Origin of the sequence: Mycobacterium sp. pW045, from assembly GCF_041287085.1 — a bacterium.
Classification (GTDB): domain Bacteria; phylum Actinomycetota; class Actinomycetes; order Mycobacteriales; family Mycobacteriaceae; genus Mycobacterium; species Mycobacterium algericum_A.
Window position 1 is genome coordinate 47,766 of sequence record NZ_JBGGKU010000013.1, and the last position, 16,685, is coordinate 64,450.

Below are 16,685 nucleotides of genomic sequence, written 5' to 3' on the forward strand. Positions count from 1 at the left end.
GAAGGCGTGTTGTCCGCAGTCTGCCGGGCACCACCGACAACCCAACTCCACTACGGCCCTGAAACAATGGCGGGGTGTCTGAAGGTCTCTGGATTGCCCTAGCGGTCGCCGCCGCACTTGTCGTCATCGCCGCATTGATCTTCGGTCTGGTACGCCACCGCCGGCGGCGCATCAGCCTGTCCGCGCCGCATCGCGAGAGCCTGGACCGCTCGGGTGGCTACGCCGCCTCCTCCGGCATCACGTTCAGCCGGACCGAAACGACTGAGCCGTCTGCCCCAGTCATCGGCGACGACGCGACCGTTCCCCGGGACGCGCCCCGGCGCACCATCACCGACATCGAACTGCCCGAAGCTCCCCCTGAGCCCCCCTCAGCGCCCGCCGAAGCCGTCGAGCCGTCCGTCGAACCGGAGATCGAGCCGGTGGAAGGCAGGATGCAACGGCTGCGCGGCCGGTTGGCCAAGTCGCAGAACGCGCTGGGGCGCAGCATGCTCGGGCTGCTCGGCGGGGGTGACCTCGATGAGGACTCCTGGCAGGACGTCGAGGACACCCTGCTGGTGGCCGACCTGGGGCCGGTGGTCACCGAAGCGGTGGTCACCCAGCTGCGCGAAAAGCTGGCCGGCGGTCAGGTGCGCACCGAAGGCCAGGCGCGCACCGTGCTGCGGGAGGTGCTGATCGGTGAGTTGCAGCCCGGCCTGGACCGCTCCGTGAAGGCCTTGCCGCACGACGAGCACCCGTCGGTGCTGTTGGTGGTCGGCGTCAACGGAACCGGCAAGACCACCACCGTCGGCAAGCTGGCCCGGGTGCTGGTGGCCGACGGCCGGCGGGTGGTGCTGGGCGCCGCCGACACCTTCCGGGCCGCCGCGGCCGACCAGCTGCAGACGTGGGCGGCGCGAGTGGGTGCCGAGGTGGTGCGCGGCGCCGAGGGTGCGGACCCGGCCTCGGTCGCGTTCGACGCCGTCGACAAGGGCGTTTCGTCCGGTGCCGACGTCGTGGTCGTCGACACCGCCGGCCGGCTGCACACCAAGACCGGCCTGATGGACGAACTCGGCAAGGTCAAACGGGTGGTGGAACGCCGTGCGTCCGTTGACGAGGTGCTGCTGGTGCTCGACGCCACCATCGGGCAGAACGGCCTGGCGCAAGCCCGGGTGTTCGCCGACGTCGTCGACATCACCGGGGTGGTGCTGACCAAGCTGGACGGCACCGCCAAAGGCGGCATCGTTTTTCGGGTGCAGCAGGAGCTCGGTGTGCCGGTCAAACTGGTGGGGCTAGGCGAGGGGCCGGATGACCTGGCGCCGTTCGAGCCCGCGGCCTTCGTCGACGCGCTGCTGGGCTGAGCGCCCGGGCAGCGATCGTGACCGTCCTGTTACCACCGATCGGCCCGTGGGGTAATTTTTCGGTGTGCTCCCCTCAGCATTTGGCGCAGTAGCGCGCTGCCTCGTCCCGTTCCTGGCCGTCATGGCCCTCGCCGGTGCCGGCCCGGCCCTGGCCGACGGCGATAACCCGCTGGCCGGAATGCCGTTCTACGTCGACCCGATCTCGAAGGCGATGCATGCCTCCAACGCCCAGCCGGAGAGCGCCGAACTGGCCCGGGTGGCCAACACCCCGCAGGCCTACTGGCTCGACCAGGCATTCGGGGTCGGATCCGTCGGTGCCACGGTGGCCCGCCACACCGGCGCGGCCGCCGCGGCCGGTGCCATGCCGGTGCTGGTGCTCTACGCCATCCCGCACCGTGACTGCGGCAGCTACGCCGCCGGCGGCTTCTCCTCCGGTGCGTCCTACCGCGCCTGGATCGACGGCATCGCCGACGGCATCGGTGGTTCGCCGGCCGCGATCGTCCTGGAACCGGACGCGCTGGCCATGGCCGACTGCCTCTCCGGAGCCCAGCGCCAGGAGCGCTTCGACCTGATCAGCTACGCCGTCGACACGCTGGGACGCAACCCGGCCACCGCCGTCTACGTCGATGCCGGGCACTCGCGCTGGGTCAGCGCCGGTGAAATGGCCAACCGGCTCAACCAGGCCGGCGTGGCACGCGCGCGGGGCTTCGCGCTCAACTCCACGAACTACTTCACCACCGAAGAGCAGATCGGCTACGGCGAAGAGATCTCCGGCATGACGGGCGGCAAGCACTACGTGATCGACACCTCCCGCAACGGGGCCGGTCCCGCCGAAGGCGATCCGTACGGCTGGTGCAACCCGAGTGGACGGGCCCTCGGTACGGCGCCGACCACCGACACCGCCGGCGCGCACGCCGACGCCTACCTGTGGGTCAAGCGGGTCGGGGAGTCCGACGGCAGTTGCGGCCACGGCGAACCGGCCGCCGGGCACTTCGTCAGCGAGTACGCCATCAACCTGGCCCGCAACGCCGGCTGACCGATCACGCCGTGAGCATCGGCTACGACGACGCGCTGCGGGACCGGATCCGGGCACACCTGGTGGCGCACGACCGCCGCGTCGTGACGGATCCGTCGAAGCGGCATGCGGCCGTCGCGGTGGTGCTCGTGGACTCCGAGATCGGCGAGGACCGGGTCGACCCCGCACCCGTGGACGACTGGATCGGCGGGCGGCCCATGCCGGAGGCGGGCCTCGACGGCCGCATGGTCGACGTCTCCGGGGGTGCTGCTTTCCTGTTGTGCCGCAGGGCCTCTCGCCTAAGTTCGCACGCCGCGCAGTGGGCGCTGCCGGGCGGTCGACTGGATCCCGGCGAGACCGCGGTCGACGCTGCGCTGCGGGAGTTGGACGAGGAGGTCGGCGTCCGGCTGCCCGACTCGGCGGTGCTGGGTCTCCTCGACGATTACCCCACCCGCTCGGGGTACGTCATCAGCCCGGTAGTGATCTGGGGCGGGGGGCGGCTCGATCCGCGGCCCGCGCCCGACGAGGTGGTGGCGGTCTATCGGGTCGGGCTGCACCAGTTGCAGCGTGACGATTCCCCGCGCTTCATCTCCATCCCGGAGAGTCCGCGTCCGGTGGTGCAGATCCCGTTGGGCAACGACCTCATCCACGCGCCGACGGGTGCGGTGCTGTTGCAACTGCGGTGGTTATGCCTGGAGGGCCGCGCAGACCCGGTCGATGAGCTGGAGCAACCCGTCTTCGCCTGGAAATAGCTGCGGGCGCGCGTAACCCGCCCTAGGCTGCGGTCCATGGTGATGGACCGCGCCGCGCTCGTCGCCGGCAGCATTCGGCTGGCCTCGGGAGTCTCATTCCTGGTCGATCCCCTTCGGGCGAACCGGATCTGGGGGGAGCCGGACGACCCGGGGCCTTCGGCGCGACTGCTGCTGCGGTCGATGGGTTACCGCGACGCCCTGATCGGGGGCCTGCTGCTGTACGCCGGGGTGCGTGGCCGAGACACCCGCGGCTGGTTTCTGGCCTCCGGTGGTGCTGATGCGGCCGACCTGCTGGGCGGGATGAGCGTGCACGCTGACCTCAAACGCGGCCAGCAGCTCATCGGCCTCGGCGGTGCGATAGTCGGCATCGGCGTCGGCCTCTGGGGTGCCGCGCGACGGCCGGGGCGATCGGGCGCGATACCGGCGGCGATCAGCTCGGCCGGTTGACGGTAGGGGAGTCCAGCAACCGTCAGCTCTTGGTCGCGATGTAGTAGTAGTTCGACGGGTCCTCGGCGATCTCGGTGAATTCGACATCGGCGAAGCCGGCATCGGCCAGCATCGACATGGCCAGCTGACGGCCCCACATGGTGCCCAGACCCGCGCCGTCCAACCCCAACGACACCGGCATGCAGTGCATCAAGGACACCGTGTACCGGTAGGTGTTCCTGGCGACACCGACATTGTCCGCCAAGTGACTCGACGCCTTGGCGTCCGCCATCAGCAGGATGCCGCCGGGACGCAGCGACCGATGGATGTTCTGCAGCACCCGCGCCGGCTGCGCTTGATCGTGGATGGCGTCGAACGCGGTGACGAGGTCATAGGCGCCGGACCGGTCGAACGTGCTCAGGTCATGGCGCTCGAACGTCGCATTCGTCAGGCCCCGTTGGCCGGCTTCCCGGCTCGCTCGCGCAATACCCTCGGCCGAGAAGTCGATGCCGGTGAAGCGGCTGTTGCCGAACTCGGCCGCCATGACGTTGACGGCGTGGCCGCTGCCGCAGCCGAAATCTGCGACGTCCGCGCCGGCGCGCAGGCGTTGGGGCAATCCGTCGACGAGCGGCAACACCACCTCGACAAGTGCGGCGTCGAACACTTCGCCGCTCCGTTCGGCCATCACGGTGTGAAAGCGGGGATATTCGCTGTACGCCAGCCCGCCGCCGTCACGGAAACAGGCCAACACCCGCTGCTCGACCTCGCCCAGCAGCGCGATGTACTGCGCGACGCGCGCCAGGTTGGCGGGACCGGCGGCACGGGTCAGCACCGCCGCGCGGTGCTCGGGCAGTCGATAGGTTGCCGTCGCAGCGTGGTAGTCGATGACGCCGGCAACGGTCACGCCGCCCAGCCATTCCCGGACGTAGCGTTCGTTGAGGCCGGCGGCATCGGCGATCTGGGCACTGGTCGCCGGTGCCGACAGCCCGGCCATGGCATCGAACAGGCCGCTTTGATGCCCGAGGCTCAGCAGCAACGCGAGGCTGGCAGCATCGAGCGCATCGGTGATCCGATCGGCGAAGGCGCCGGCGTCCTCGGTGGATTCCGCCGGTTGGTGCCCGGCCGCTGGTGTCGTCACCGTGCTCCTCGAATTCACTGCGGCCGCAGACCGCAGGTCGTCATAGCCGCGTCCCACGGTAACGAACGGGGCCGCGTCGGCGGATTACAGTGGCGATGTCGGTGGAAGGAGAACCGGCTGCTGCAGCACGGCGATGTCAGGATCGTGGAGATCATCGACCCTATGGGCCGCGGGCTGAGGTGACCGATGACCGACGAAGAAGGCCCCCTTCGAAAAAGAAACGCAACGGGGGCCCTCTTGCTCAGCGGTGCGATTACTTCGGTGGCATCCGGATGCCACCGTCCACCCGGACGACCTCGGCGTTCATGTAGGAGTTGGTGAGCAGCTCGATCACCATCGACGCCAGCTCCTCGGGTTTGCCGAGCCGGTGCGGGAACAGCACCGACTCGCCGAGCTTGGCCTTGAATGCCTCCGAGGCTTCGCCCTCCCCGTAGATCGGGGTGTCGATCAGGCCGGGCGCGACGGTGTTGACGCGGATCCCGACGGCCGACAGGTCGCGAGCGACCGGGAGAGTCATCCCGACCACGCCGCCCTTGGAGGACGAGTAGGCGGCCTGCCCGATCTGACCGTCGAAGGCCGCGACGCTAGTCATGTTGACGATCGCGCCCCGCTCGCCGGTGTCGGTGAGCTCGTTGCGGCTCATCGCGGTCGCCGCGATCCGGATACAGTCGAAGGTGCCGATCAAGTTGATCGCCAGTACCTTCCGGTAGGCGTCCAGGCTGTGCGCCGACTCGAACTCGCCGTCCTTGCCGATGGTGCGCTGGGCCCAGCCGATGCCGGCGGAGTTCACCAGCGCCCGCAGCGGGCCGAGGTCGGCGGCGGTGTTGACCGCATCGATGATCTGGTCGGTGTTGGTCACGTCGACGGACACGAACACGCCGCCGATCTCGTGGGCGAGCGCCTCCCCCTTGTCGGCCTGCAGGTCGGCGACGACGACCCGGGCACCCTTGTCGGCCAACTGGCGGGCCGTAGCCGCGCCGATTCCTGATGCGCCACCGGTGACGATCGCGCTTGCTCCAGTTATATCCACGCTGGACACTTTACGCGGACGATAGTCCTCCGATGTTTCGGGCACGGCGAAATAGAAAAAATTATCATCACGTCCCAATAACGCAAGTTATGTCAGTTGGCTGGCTTTCTGCGGTTCCCCTGACTAAAACTGTTGCGCGTGATGTAATTTCGGTTGCAGTTCCGCATCGTGTTGGTGACATGTTCGAGCGCTTTCAGGGAGTTTCCATGGCTGATATCACGGCGATGTCGGGCTTGCGGGGCACAGGGTCATCTCGTCACCTGCGTGCGGTCCTCGCCGCCATAAGCGTTTTCGTCGTGCTCGGCGTTGTGGTCGGCGTCAGCGGTGCGACGTCGCCGTCGTCGGCGGCGTCAGCGGCGGTTGCCGTGTCACCCCAGGTCCAGCTCGCCGCCTCCGATGATGTCGCCGCGGCAGCCGGCGGAGGAACTGCATTCGTCATGGGCGGCAGCGGTATTCCGTTGCCGTCGGAGGGATACGTCAACGCCGCCGACATCATGTACCTGCGGCCGCACGGCTTCACCGGGACCGCGGAGTCACTGTTCACCCCCCAGCTCTACTTCCCGGGCAATGTCTCGGAAGTCCAAGGGGCGCAGATCCTCGCCGCAGCGATCAACGAGCAAATCGCCACCGGCCAAGCCGGCCCCGACAACCCGGTGTACGTGTTCGGCTACTCGCAGAGCTCGGCGATGTCGTCGATGACGATGGAGCAGCTCTACCACCAGGGTGTGCCGGCCGAGGACGTCCACTTCGTGCTGGTCGGAAACGCCGCCAACCCCAACGGCGGTATTGTCGAAATGCTCAACTTCTGGGGCGGGAACCTCAGCTTTTGGAACGGAATGACCCTTGGTCATCCGACTCCGGACTACTTCACCACCGACGTCTACACGATGGAATACGACGGCTACGCCGATTTTCCCCGGTACCCGCTGAACCTGCTGTCAACGCTCAATGCCATCGCCGGCATGTTCGTGACCCATATCGGATATTTCGGGCTGAGCGAAGACGACATCGCAAACGCGATCACGTTGGAAACCACCGACCCCGACAGCCTGACCAACTACTACATGATCCCTTCCGAGACGCTGCCGCTCCTGGATCTGTTGCGGCTGAACCCGGTCTGGGGCAGCCCGCTGGCGGCCCTGTTGGAGCCCAGCATGCGTGTCCTGGTGAACCTGGGTTACGGCAGTCTCACCGAAGGCTGGAATCAGGGGCCGGCCAACGTGCCGACCACCATCAGCTGGGACCTGCTGCCGAGCAACATCAGCTGGACGGACATCAACGCCGCACTGGCCAACGCCTGGACCGAGGGAGTTCAGGACGCGATCAAGGAACTGCAGGACCCGAAGACCTACTTCCTGGGCGGATTCATGGCGGAGGAGCCCTTCTCGACGGTGTGGAACGCCGCGCAGCGCGTCTACTTCGACATCCAGGACCCCACGTCGCTGTTCGGCGGTTCGGCGATGGCCACCGATCCGGCGGGCACGTCGGACTTCACCGACTTCCTCGGTTCGCTGGTGGACGGCAATCCCGACCTGTCCTGGATCGCCGACCTCTTCGGGCTGGACATGATCGGCCCCGCCTGAGGTCGATCCGGCCCGTTACCACGCATTCGTCACCACGGATTTGTCGCAGAAAGGTCTTGGGAAAATGAACCGTCGTCATCGCCGCGGAATCGGCAAGCGTGGGGTCACCGCAACCGGTCGGTGGTGTCGGGCGGTGGGTGGCGCCGCAGCGGCCCTCGCCGTTGCGTTGACACCGGTGGCGACCGCGCCCTCGGCGCAGGCGGATTTCGACCTCCTGGACCCCAGCAGCTGGTTCGACCCGTCGGTGTTCGATCCGGTCGACGTGGGCATGGCCAGCGCCGATCCGATCGACATCGGGCCGGCCGACTTCGACATATTCTCGCCGGGCGACTGGTCCGAGCTCTACCACGACAGCTTCTACCTGCCGCTGCACAGTGCGATTCAGGTCTGGATGCACGACGCGGGCAACCAACTCACCATCGATCTGATCAACACCCCGTGGGTCCTGATGTTCGGCCGGGACCTGATCGGTGACGGGATCGATGGGTTCACCGGCACCAACACCTCGCTGTTCGGCTGGCTCGGACTGGGCGACCTCGGCGACGGCGGATTCCTGTTCGGTGACGGCGGCACCGGTGTGGCGGGGGTGGCCGGGATCAACGACGGTATGGGCGGTGTCGGTGGCGACGCCGGAATGTTCGGTAACGGCGGCGCGGGCGGCCAGGGTGCGGCCGCCTTCCTCGGCGTCAACGGCACTGTCATCGAGGCCGGCGACGGTGGTCAGGGCGGCTCCGGTGGCTGGTGGCTCGGCGACGGCGGCGTCGGCGGCCGGGGCGGCACCGGCTTCTACGACACCTTCGACGGCAACAAGCTGGTGACGCACGACGGTGGCAACGGCGGTGAGGGCGGTGACGCGCTGGCCGCCTGGGGCTTCGGCGGGGCCGGCGGTGTCGGCGGGTCCGGTTGGGCCGGGGTCAACAACACCGTGATAACGGCGTTGAACGGCGGCAACGGCGGTAACGGCGGAGTCGGTGGGAGCGCCGGGTGGTTCCTGGGCAACAGCGGCGACGGCGGTTCCGGCGGTTCGGGCGGCACCGGTGCGGCAGGTGCCACCGGGACCGCGTCCCAGCCCAACGGCGGCCACGGTGGCGACGGCGGTGAGGGCGGGCAGGCCGGGCGGGCGGGTGTCAGCAACGCCTGGATCGGTGTGGCCGGCCAGTCCGGGGACGACGGCGACGGTGGCGCAGGCGGCGCGGGCGGTGCCGGCCTGAACAATCCGATGGGCATCGGGGGCCTCGGCGGCAACGGTGGCTCGGGCGGGGCCGGTGGCGTCGGCTCGACCGGCGGGAACGGTGGCGCCGGCGGAGTCGGCGGGGCCGGCGGCAGCGGGCGGATCGGCGCCGATGGTGGAAACGGTGGAAACGGTGGGGCAGCGGCCGACCAGGTGGACAGCTCCGGTGGGCGGGGTGGTGCCGGCGGGGCCGGCGGCAACGGTTCGATCGGTGGCGGCGGTGACGGCGGCCACGGCGGCAACGGCGGCTCCACCGGCGGCGCGCCCGGCGCCCCGGGCCTCCCCGGTGAGCGCAACGACGGCGGGACCGGCGGCGCCGGCGGTGCCGGCGGGGCGCCCGGCACGCTGAACTAGTCGGGTCGACGCGGATGGTCTCGGTGGCCGGCCAACATGGTGTGCACGTTGTCGGCGAACGCGGCGGTGCTGAAACAGACCGGTTCGGCGAACTCCTCGAGCGCTATCGCCTCGTGCCAGCTGGCATCGGCCGCCGCGCGCAGCAGCGGCTTGGCCATCGCTGTGGCGTGTGCGGGCATCGCCGCCACCCGTGAGCACCAGTCGTCGGCCACGGTCAGCAGCTGATCGTGAGCGACGACCTCGTGCACCAAACCCAACCGTTGCGCGGTGTGCGCGTCAATGGGCTCGCCCCGCAGGTAATAGGCCAACGCGCCCTGGTAGCCGAGCCGGCGCGTCAGCGCCCAACTGGTCCCCACCTCCGGCAGCAACCCAAGTCGACCGAAAGCGGGCACGATCACCGCTCGGTCGCCGGCGATGACCAGATCGCAGGTCAGCGCCCACGCCAGGCCGACACCCGCGGCGGCGCCGTTGAGCGCGGCGATGAAGATCGTGTCCGAGGTGGCGATGAGCCGGGCGACACCACCGAATTCGCGGCGAATCCAGCGCCATACGTCGGCGACTCCCTCCGGGGCCGGATCAGCTCGCCGTTCGGTGATGGCGGACATCATCTTCAGGTCGCCGCCGGCGCTGAAGCCGGGATCCGCTCCTGTCACCACCACGGCGCGTACCTGTGAGTCGTCGTCGAGTGTGGTCAGTGCGCGCCGCAACTGTCGCACCAGCGGCGCGGACAGCACGTTGAGCCGGTCGGGCTCGTGCAGCGTGACCACCGCCCGGTCGCCGCGGTGTTCGACGCGGACCCGTTCGGGTGCGTCCGGATCATCTCCTTCAGCAACCAAGCGTTGGTACAGCGATTCGGTCATCCCTCCTCCTCATGCTCAGTGCCGCTGGCGCGCAACGCTGCCCACGCCGCATCGGCGAAGGTCTTGATGGCACCCCGCGGCAGCTTCGCGGCTCCGCCGGCGAGCCAGTACCGGCTGAACTCCTGCGCGGGCCCGAACCACAATGCGGCCGTGATCGGTGTCTGGATGGGCCGTAGTGCGCCGTAGCCCTGATGTGGGCGCCACCAATCGTGAACAGCGGTGATGAACAGCGCATTGGACTGCCGCAGCGACGGGCTGTCGAGTCGATCGCCCAACAACAGCGCGGCTTCGCCGCGATGCGCCGCCACCCATCGCAGGTGGTGGTCGACGCCCCCGCGAATGCCGCCCTCGGCGGTCGCGTGCCCGCGCAGCATGGTGACGAAACCGTCCTGGTACTCGGCCATCACCTGGGCGTACACCGCAGCCGCCAGCGCGGGCTTATCGGCGAAGTGGTGATACAGCGCGCCGACGCTGACGCCGGCCTCCCGCCGGATTTCCTCCAGCGTGGCGGCCAGTGTCCCGGTTGCGGCGAACCGCCGCCGCGCCGCCGCCAGCAGCTTGCCCCGCGCATCCGACGCTGTCACGAGAAACACTCTAGTCAAACCGAGGAATACTCGGTAGCTCTCGGCGGGCCGTCGTTTCTGGTCTCCGGCGCACGCCGCTGGGTACGCTCCGAGAACCATGTCCGCACCCTGGTTGGCCACCGTGATGAAGTCGGCGGCCTCGGCGTGAGCACGGCAGTCGTGGTGGGCGGCGGGCCCAACGGACTGGCCGCCGCCGTCACCCTGGCGCAGCACGGCGTAGCGGTCACCGTCCTCGAAGCCGCCGATGAGATCGGCGGCGGTACCCGCAGCGGCGACGCGATCCTGCCGGGCCTGCTGCACGACCATTGTTCGGCGATCCACCCGATGGCGGTCGGATCGCCGTTTCTGACCGGCCTGGACGCGGCCCGATACGGCTTGGAGTGGCGCTGGCCGCAGATCGATTGCGCGCACCCGCTCGACGACGGCAGCGCCGGAGTGCTGTACCGCTCGGTCGAGCAGACCGCAGCCGGCCTGGGCAGCGACGGCGGCCGCTGGCGAACGCTGTTCGCCCGCCCGGTCGCCCGGTTCGATGCGCTCAACGACGACATCATGGGGCCGCTGTTACGGCTGCCGCACCATCCCCTGACGCTGGCCCGGTTCGGCGCACCCACCGTGCTGCCCGCCTCGGCATTGGCGCACTGGTTTCGCACACCGCAGGCGCGGGCGTTGTTCATCGGCGTTGCCGCCCATGCCTTCCGGCCGCTGCACTACCCGATGACCTCGGCCATCGGACTGGGGATTCTCACCGCCGGACACCGGCATGGTTGGGCGATTGCCGCCGGTGGATCCCAGGCCATCGCCGACGCCATGGTGGCGGCCCTGACCGATCTGGGCGGCACCGTCGAGACCGGGGTTGCGGTCGAGTCGGCATCGCAACTGCCGCCCGCTGATGTGACGCTGTTCGATCTGGCCCCCGAGGCGGTGGCACGCATCCTCGGCGACCGGTTGCCCCGCCGGGTGGCGCGGGCCTACCGGCGGTTCCGGCGGGGTCCCGGTGCCTTCAAGGTCGATTTCGCCGTCGAGGGCGGGGTGCCGTGGACCAACGCCGATGCCCGGCTGGCCGGCACCGTGCACGTGGCCGGCACGCACCGCGAGCTGGCCGCCACCGAACGCGACGTCCACGCCGGGCGGATGCCCGAGCGGCCGTTCGTCCTGGTGGGTCAGCAGTATCTGGCCGACCCGCAACGGTCCGTCGGCAACGTGCACCCGGTGTGGAGCTATGCCCATGTGCCCAACGGCTACACCGGCGACGCCACCGCCGCGATCATCGCCCAGATCGAGCGGTTCGCACCGGGGTTTCGCGATCGTGTCGTCGGCCATACCGTGCGCAACACCACCGACCTTGCGCTGCACAACGCCAACTTCGTCGGCGGCGACATCATGACCGGCGCAAAAGACCTCCGCCAGTTGACGTTCGGTCCGCGCGTCACGCTCTCGCCCTACCACACCGGAATCCGCGGGACCTACATCTGCTCGGCGGCCACCCCGCCGGGGCCGGGGGCGCACGGCATGTGCGGAGCCAATGCCGCGCGCCTGGCGCTGCGTCACCTGGAGTTGGCGCGGTAGCAGCCCTCGCCGGTATTGACACCGAGCCGCGGCTAGGCTGGCGACGTGTTCGAATCGCTCTCCGACCGGTTGACCGGGGCGCTGCAAGGGCTGCGCAGCAAGGGCCGTCTCACCGACGCCGACATCGACGCCACCGCGCGTGAGATCCGGCTGGCGCTGCTGGAGGCCGACGTATCGCTGCCGGTGGTGCGGGAGTTCATCGGCCGGATCAAGGACCGCGCCAAGGGCGCCGAGGTCTCCGGTGCGCTCAACCCCGCCCAGCAGGTCGTCAAGATCGTCAACGAGGAGCTCATCGGCATCCTCGGCGGGCAGACCCGCACGCTCACGTTCGCCAAGACCCCGCCGACGGTCATCATGCTGGCCGGCTTGCAGGGCGCCGGCAAGACCACGCTGGCCGGCAAGCTGGCCAGCTGGCTGCGGGCTCAAGGCCACACGCCGTTGCTGGTGGCCTGCGACCTGCAACGTCCCGGGGCGGTCAGCCAGTTGCAGGTCGTCGGCGAACGGGCCGGTGTCGCGGTGTTCGCGCCCCATCCGGGGACCTCGGCCGCCGGTGACGCGGGCGCCGGACCGGGGAACCCGGTCGCCGTCGCCGCCGCCGGTCTGGCCGAAGCCAAGGCCAAGCACTTCGACGTCGTCGTCGTCGACACCGCCGGCCGGCTGGGCATCGACGAGGAGATGATGGCCCAGGCCGCTGCCATCCGTGCCGCCGTGCAGCCCGACGAAGTGCTCTTCGTGCTGGACGCGATGATCGGCCAGGACGCGGTGACCACCGCGGACGCCTTCCGTGAAGGGGTGGGTTTCACCGGTGTCGTGCTGACCAAGCTCGACGGCGACGCGCGCGGCGGTGCGGCGCTGTCGGTGCGGGAAGTCACCGGTGTCCCGATCCTGTTCGCCTCCACCGGCGAGAAGCTGGAGGACTTCGACGTCTTCCACCCGGACCGGATGGCCAGCCGCATCCTGGGCATGGGCGACGTGCTGAGCCTGATCGAGCAGGCCGAGCAGGTCTTCGACGCGCAGAAGGCGGAGGAGGCCGCCGCCAAGATCGGCAGCGGTGAGCTCACCCTGGAGGACTTCCTCGAGCAGATGCTGGCCATCCGCAAGATGGGCCCGATCGGCAACCTGCTGGGCATGCTGCCCGGCGCCGGCCAGATGAAGGACGCGCTGGCCGCCGTCGACGACAGCCAGCTGGACCGGCTGCAGGCCATCATCCGCGGCATGACCCCGGCCGAGCGCGCCGACCCCAAGATCATCAACGCCTCGCGGCGGCTGCGCATCGCCAACGGCTCCGGTGTGAGCGTCTCGGAGGTCAACCAGCTCGTTGACCGGTTCTTCGAGGCCCGCAAGATGATGTCGTCGATGATGGGCGGCATGGGCCTGCCCGGGATGGGCCGCAAGAGCGCCACCCGTAAAGCGAAGGGCAAAGGCAAGAAGGGCAAGAAGCGGGGTCCGACGCCGCCGAAGGTGCGCGGGCCGTTCGGGCCGGGTATGCCGGCCGGGTTCCCAGACCTGTCGCAAATGCCCGAGGGGCTCAACGAGTTACCGCCGGGGCTGGCCGATTTCGACCTGTCCAAGCTGAACTTCCCGGGGCAGAAGTAATTGGTCCTCCACGTTCGCGGCCGCGGGCTGCCCGATGAACAACCGGTCGAGTACTGGATCGTCGATGGCCGCCTCAGCGTCGAGCCGGTCGACGGCGCCGAAACCGTCTTCGGCTCGTCCGGTTTCCAGGGCTGGATCATCCCCGGCCTGGTCGACGCGCACTGCCACCTGGGCATCGGCACGAGCGGGCCGGTCGGAATCGACGAGGCGGTCGGCTACGCCGAGACCGAACGCCGCGCCGGAGTGCTGCTGCTGCGTGATCCCGGGGTTCCGATCGACACCCGTAGCCTCGACGACCGCGACGACCTGCCGCGCATCATCCGTGCCGGCCGGCACCTGGCGAAATCCAAGCGCTACATCCCCGGCCTGGCAATCGATGTGGACGACGAGGCCGGGCTGCCCGAGGCGGTGGCCGAGCAGGCCCGCGCCGGCGATGGCTGGGTGAAACTGGTCGGGGACTGGATCGACCGGTCGGTGGGGGATCTGGCGCCGCTGTGGTCCGACGATGTGCTCGTCGAGGCGATCGCGGCCGCGCACGCGAACGGCGCCCGGGTCACTGCCCACGTGTTCGGTGAGGACGCCCTGCCCGGTCTCATCAACGCCGGCATCGACTGCATCGAGCACGGCACCGGCATCACCGCTGACATCATCACCTTGATGCTGGCCCACGGCACCGCCTTGGTGCCGACGCTGATCAACGTCGACAATTTCCCCGGCATCGCCGATTCGGCGGCCAAGTACCCGAAATATGCGGCGCACATGCGCGCGCTGCATGCCTCCTCCCGCGAGCGGCTCGGTGCCGCCCGGGAAGCGGGAATCCCGATCTACGCCGGCAGCGATGCCGGCGGCATGGTCGCCCACGGCCGCATCAGCGACGAGGTGAACGCCCTGACCGGGATCGGGTTGAGCCCCACCGAGGCGCTGGGGTCGGCCTGCTGGGACGCCCGGCGCTGGCTGGGTGCGCCGCTGCTGGAGCATGGCGCCCCGGCCGACCTGCTGTGCTTCGCCGCCGACCCGCGCACCGGTCCGGAGGTGCTGGGACAGCCCGATCTGGTGATGCTGCGCGGCCGGGTGTACTGACCGCGCCGGGATACCTGCGCCGAACGTGCACTGGCTGCGAATTCCGTCGAGATTTTTCGCACTGATTACACGTTCGACCGCGGCGGCGGGGTGAACGAGAGCTACAGGCTCCCGACGCCCGACATCGGGCCCTGCGCGAAGCCCCAATCCAGCAGCGCGGCGGCCTGATCCCAGTAGGTCGGGCCGCCCTCGCGGATCAGCCCGTACATCATCGCCACCACCAGCCGTCGGCCGTCGCGGGCGGCCGCGCCGACGTAGGTCTTGCGGGCCGCGTCGGTGAATCCGGTCTTGCCGCCGAATGCCCCGGGATAGCGGGTCAGCAACTCGTTCATGTTGACGATCGGGCGCTCGCCGGACTCGGTGGGGAACATCGCCGCGTGCTGCGCGGTGATCTCGGCGAACACCGGGTTGGCCATCGCCGCCCGGAAGATGGCCGCCAGGTCGTGCGGCGTGCTCGCGCCGGAACCGCCGGGGCCGTCCAGCCCGGACGGCGTGCTGGCGTGGGTGGCGGTGGCTCCGACCGCGGCGGCCTTGGCGTTCATTTTCGCCACCGCCGCTTCCGGCCCGCCGAGCATGTCCGCCAGTGCATTGGCGGCGTCATTGCCCGATACCAGCAGCAGGCCGTCGAGCAACTGGCGTGTGGTGTAGCTGCGGCCGGGTTTGATCCCGGCGCAGTTGCACTCCACCGCGGTGTCGGCCGGGCTGGCCATCACGGTGTCGTCGAGGTTCAGCTCGTCGAGGGCCACCAGCGCGAGCAGCACCTTGATCGTGCTGGCCGGCGGGGTGACGGCGTAGCCGTTCTGCTCGGCGAGCACCTGACCGGAATCCAGGTCGGCGATCAGCCAGTTCGGCGCCGGCCCCGCCGGAATCGGTGCGGAGCCCAGCGGCTGGGCGATATCGGCGGAGGCGGGCGCCGCGGTGGTGGCGAGTACGGCCAGCACAGCCGCGATTGCGGCCAGTATTTTCCGCATGGCCGGTTACCTTACCGCCCGCCATCGCAGCAGTGTTGAATCGAGGAATGCTGAGCCAGGCCGAAATGTCGGACCGGTGGCAGATCCAGCAGCTGCTGGTCGACTACTCCACCGCCATCGACACCCGCAGCTTCGATGACCTCGACGCGGTGTTCACCGCCGACGCCTACATCGACTACCGCGCGATGGGCGGGATCGACGGGAACTACCCGCAGGTCAAGGCGTGGCTGGCGGAGGTGTTGCCGAATTTCGCCGGTTACGCCCACATGTTGGGGCTGCCGTCGATCCGGGTCGACGGCGACACGGCCACCGCGCGCACCTTCTGCTTCAACCCGATGGTCTTCGGCGGCGAAACACCGGCCACCATGCTGCTGGGGCTGTGGTACGACGACGAGTTCGTCCGCAGCCCCGAGGGTTGGCGGATGACCCGCCGGGTCGAGACCAAGTGCTTCGAGAAGCTGCCCTGAGCCGATTTCTGCTGACCGGGCCCGTTCTGGCACAATGGGCGGCTGTCCGCCGCGCGGCTGTGCCCCGAGAGGGGCGTGCGGTCACGCGGCGCACACGCGAGGCAAAACCGGATGAGGGCAAGTCCGCCCCCGTCGCTGAATTGCAGCGTGCTACCAAGGAGTTAACTCATGGCTGTCAAGATCAAGCTCACCCGGCTCGGCAAGATCCGCAATCCGCAGTACCGCATCTCGGTCGCCGACGCGCGCACCCGCCGGGACGGCCGTTCCATCGAGGTCATCGGCCGTTACCACCCCAAGGAAGAGCCGAGCCTGATCGAGATCGACTCGGAGCGTGCCCAGTACTGGCTGTCGGTCGGCGCTCAGCCCACCGAGCCGGTGCTCAAGCTGCTGAAGATCACCGGTGACTGGCAGAAGTTCAAGGGGCTGCCCGGCGCCGAGGGCAAGCTGAAGGTCAAGCCGGCCAAGCCGTCCAAGCTGGAGCTGTTCAACGCCGCGCTGGCCGAGGCCGAGGGCGGCCCGACCACCGAGGCGACGACCGCCAAGAAGAAGAAGGCTCCCAAGGCGGCAGAGGGCAAGAAGGCCAAGGATGACGCCGGCGAGGCCAAGGACGACGCCAAGGCCGAGACCCCAGCGGAGGACACCACTGCTGAGGCCGCCGCTGCCGAGGCCGCCGAGCCGGCCACCGAGAGCTGAGCGCG

General features: G+C 69.3%; 16 protein-coding genes. 11 read left to right on the plus strand and 5 right to left on the minus strand.

What is annotated here, in order from left to right; genetic code table 11:
* The first annotated feature begins 74 nt into the window (after positions 1–74).
* The 4 genes from ftsY (at position 75) to ACAG20_RS19045 (ending at position 3,548) form a co-directional block, all read left to right on the plus strand.
* Positions 75–1,334 (plus strand): signal recognition particle-docking protein FtsY, encoded by a 1,260-nt coding sequence (ftsY, locus tag ACAG20_RS19030; RefSeq protein ID WP_112688386.1) that lies wholly within the window; start codon positions 75–77, stop codon positions 1,332–1,334.
* 64 nt (positions 1,335–1,398) lie between these two features.
* Positions 1,399–2,370, plus strand: a complete 972-nt coding sequence (locus ACAG20_RS19035; protein WP_370493702.1) for a glycoside hydrolase family 6 protein — start codon at positions 1,399–1,401, stop codon at positions 2,368–2,370.
* 11 nt (positions 2,371–2,381) lie between these two features.
* Positions 2,382–3,101: a CoA pyrophosphatase gene (locus ACAG20_RS19040; RefSeq protein WP_370493703.1), complete on the plus strand. Its 720-nt coding sequence runs from the start codon at positions 2,382–2,384 to the stop codon at positions 3,099–3,101.
* Between the two features lie 36 nt (positions 3,102–3,137).
* Positions 3,138–3,548, plus strand: a complete 411-nt coding sequence (locus tag ACAG20_RS19045; RefSeq protein WP_112688392.1) for a DUF4267 domain-containing protein — start codon at positions 3,138–3,140, stop codon at positions 3,546–3,548.
* Positions 3,549–3,570: 22 nt separating this feature from the next.
* On the opposite strand, the gene ACAG20_RS19050 is transcribed toward ACAG20_RS19045, so the two are convergent.
* Positions 3,571–4,665 carry a class I SAM-dependent methyltransferase gene (locus ACAG20_RS19050; RefSeq protein ID WP_112688395.1) on the minus strand — a complete coding sequence of 365 codons (1,095 nt, stop codon included), beginning with the start codon at positions 4,663–4,665 and terminating at the stop codon, positions 3,571–3,573.
* A gap of 253 nt (positions 4,666–4,918) precedes the next feature.
* Positions 4,919–5,695 (minus strand): SDR family NAD(P)-dependent oxidoreductase, encoded by a 777-nt coding sequence (locus ACAG20_RS19055; protein ID WP_112688398.1) that lies wholly within the window; start codon positions 5,693–5,695, stop codon positions 4,919–4,921.
* 206 nt (positions 5,696–5,901) lie between these two features.
* Between ACAG20_RS19055 and ACAG20_RS19060 the strand changes: the two genes are divergently transcribed.
* Positions 5,902–7,278, plus strand: a complete 1,377-nt coding sequence (locus ACAG20_RS19060; RefSeq protein WP_370493704.1) for a PE-PPE domain-containing protein — start codon at positions 5,902–5,904, stop codon at positions 7,276–7,278.
* A 64-nt stretch (positions 7,279–7,342) separates the two neighbouring features.
* Positions 7,343–8,863: a hypothetical protein gene (locus ACAG20_RS19065; RefSeq protein ID WP_370493705.1), complete on the plus strand. Its 1,521-nt coding sequence runs from the start codon at positions 7,343–7,345 to the stop codon at positions 8,861–8,863.
* Here ACAG20_RS19065 and ACAG20_RS19070 read toward each other — a convergent pair.
* Positions 8,860–9,723, minus strand: a complete 864-nt coding sequence (locus tag ACAG20_RS19070; RefSeq protein ID WP_370493706.1) for an enoyl-CoA hydratase/isomerase family protein — start codon at positions 9,721–9,723, stop codon at positions 8,860–8,862. The genes ACAG20_RS19065 and ACAG20_RS19070 overlap by 4 nt on opposite strands.
* Positions 9,720–10,307, minus strand: coding sequence for a TetR/AcrR family transcriptional regulator (locus ACAG20_RS19075; protein ID WP_370493707.1), 588 nt, complete (start codon positions 10,305–10,307; stop codon positions 9,720–9,722). The genes ACAG20_RS19070 and ACAG20_RS19075 overlap by 4 nt, the downstream gene beginning before the upstream one ends.
* 144 nt (positions 10,308–10,451) lie before the next feature.
* Between ACAG20_RS19075 and ACAG20_RS19080 the strand changes: the two genes are divergently transcribed.
* Genes ACAG20_RS19080 through ACAG20_RS19090 form a run of 3 tightly spaced genes read left to right on the plus strand, consistent with a single transcriptional unit; the run spans position 10,452 to position 14,549 of the window.
* Positions 10,452–11,873, plus strand: a complete 1,422-nt coding sequence (locus ACAG20_RS19080; protein WP_370493708.1) for a phytoene desaturase family protein — start codon at positions 10,452–10,454, stop codon at positions 11,871–11,873.
* Between the two features lie 45 nt (positions 11,874–11,918).
* Positions 11,919–13,469: a signal recognition particle protein gene (gene ffh, locus ACAG20_RS19085; protein ID WP_370493709.1), complete on the plus strand. Its 1,551-nt coding sequence runs from the start codon at positions 11,919–11,921 to the stop codon at positions 13,467–13,469.
* Entirely contained in the window at positions 13,470–14,549 is a 1,080-nt protein-coding gene (locus tag ACAG20_RS19090) for an amidohydrolase family protein (RefSeq protein ID WP_370493710.1), read from the plus strand.
* 101 nt (positions 14,550–14,650) lie between these two features.
* Here the strand turns inward: ACAG20_RS19090 and ACAG20_RS19095 are convergent, their stop codons facing one another.
* A complete protein-coding gene (locus ACAG20_RS19095) occupies positions 14,651–15,520 on the minus strand; it encodes a D-alanyl-D-alanine carboxypeptidase family protein (protein ID WP_370493711.1) in 870 nt (289 codons plus the stop codon).
* Between the two features lie 47 nt (positions 15,521–15,567).
* Here ACAG20_RS19095 and ACAG20_RS19100 point away from each other — a divergent pair, with 47 nt between their 5' ends.
* Positions 15,568–15,987 carry a nuclear transport factor 2 family protein gene (locus tag ACAG20_RS19100; protein ID WP_112686670.1) on the plus strand — a complete coding sequence of 140 codons (420 nt, stop codon included), beginning with the start codon at positions 15,568–15,570 and terminating at the stop codon, positions 15,985–15,987.
* A 168-nt stretch (positions 15,988–16,155) separates the two neighbouring features.
* Complete coding sequence (rpsP, locus tag ACAG20_RS19105; RefSeq protein ID WP_083040051.1) at positions 16,156–16,680, plus strand: 30S ribosomal protein S16; 525 nt, start codon at positions 16,156–16,158, stop codon at positions 16,678–16,680.
* Positions 16,681–16,685: the final 5 nt, after the last annotated feature.

Bases quoted from the DNA above. Each gene is read 5' to 3' on its own strand.
- rpsP (WP_083040051.1), top strand. From the start codon at position 16,156: ATGGCTGTCAAGATCAAGCTCACCCGGCTCGGCAAGATCCGCAATCCG.
- ACAG20_RS19100 (WP_112686670.1), top strand. From the start codon at position 15,568: ATGCTGAGCCAGGCCGAAATGTCGGACCGGTGGCAGATCCAGCAGCTG.
- ACAG20_RS19045 (WP_112688392.1), top strand. From the start codon at position 3,138: ATGGTGATGGACCGCGCCGCGCTCGTCGCCGGCAGCATTCGGCTGGCC.
- ACAG20_RS19095 (WP_370493711.1), bottom strand. From the start codon at position 15,520: ATGCGGAAAATACTGGCCGCAATCGCGGCTGTGCTGGCCGTACTCGCC.
- ACAG20_RS19065 (WP_370493705.1), top strand. From the start codon at position 7,343: ATGAACCGTCGTCATCGCCGCGGAATCGGCAAGCGTGGGGTCACCGCA.
- ACAG20_RS19060 (WP_370493704.1), top strand. From the start codon at position 5,902: ATGGCTGATATCACGGCGATGTCGGGCTTGCGGGGCACAGGGTCATCT.
- ACAG20_RS19070 (WP_370493706.1), bottom strand. From the start codon at position 9,723: ATGACCGAATCGCTGTACCAACGCTTGGTTGCTGAAGGAGATGATCCG.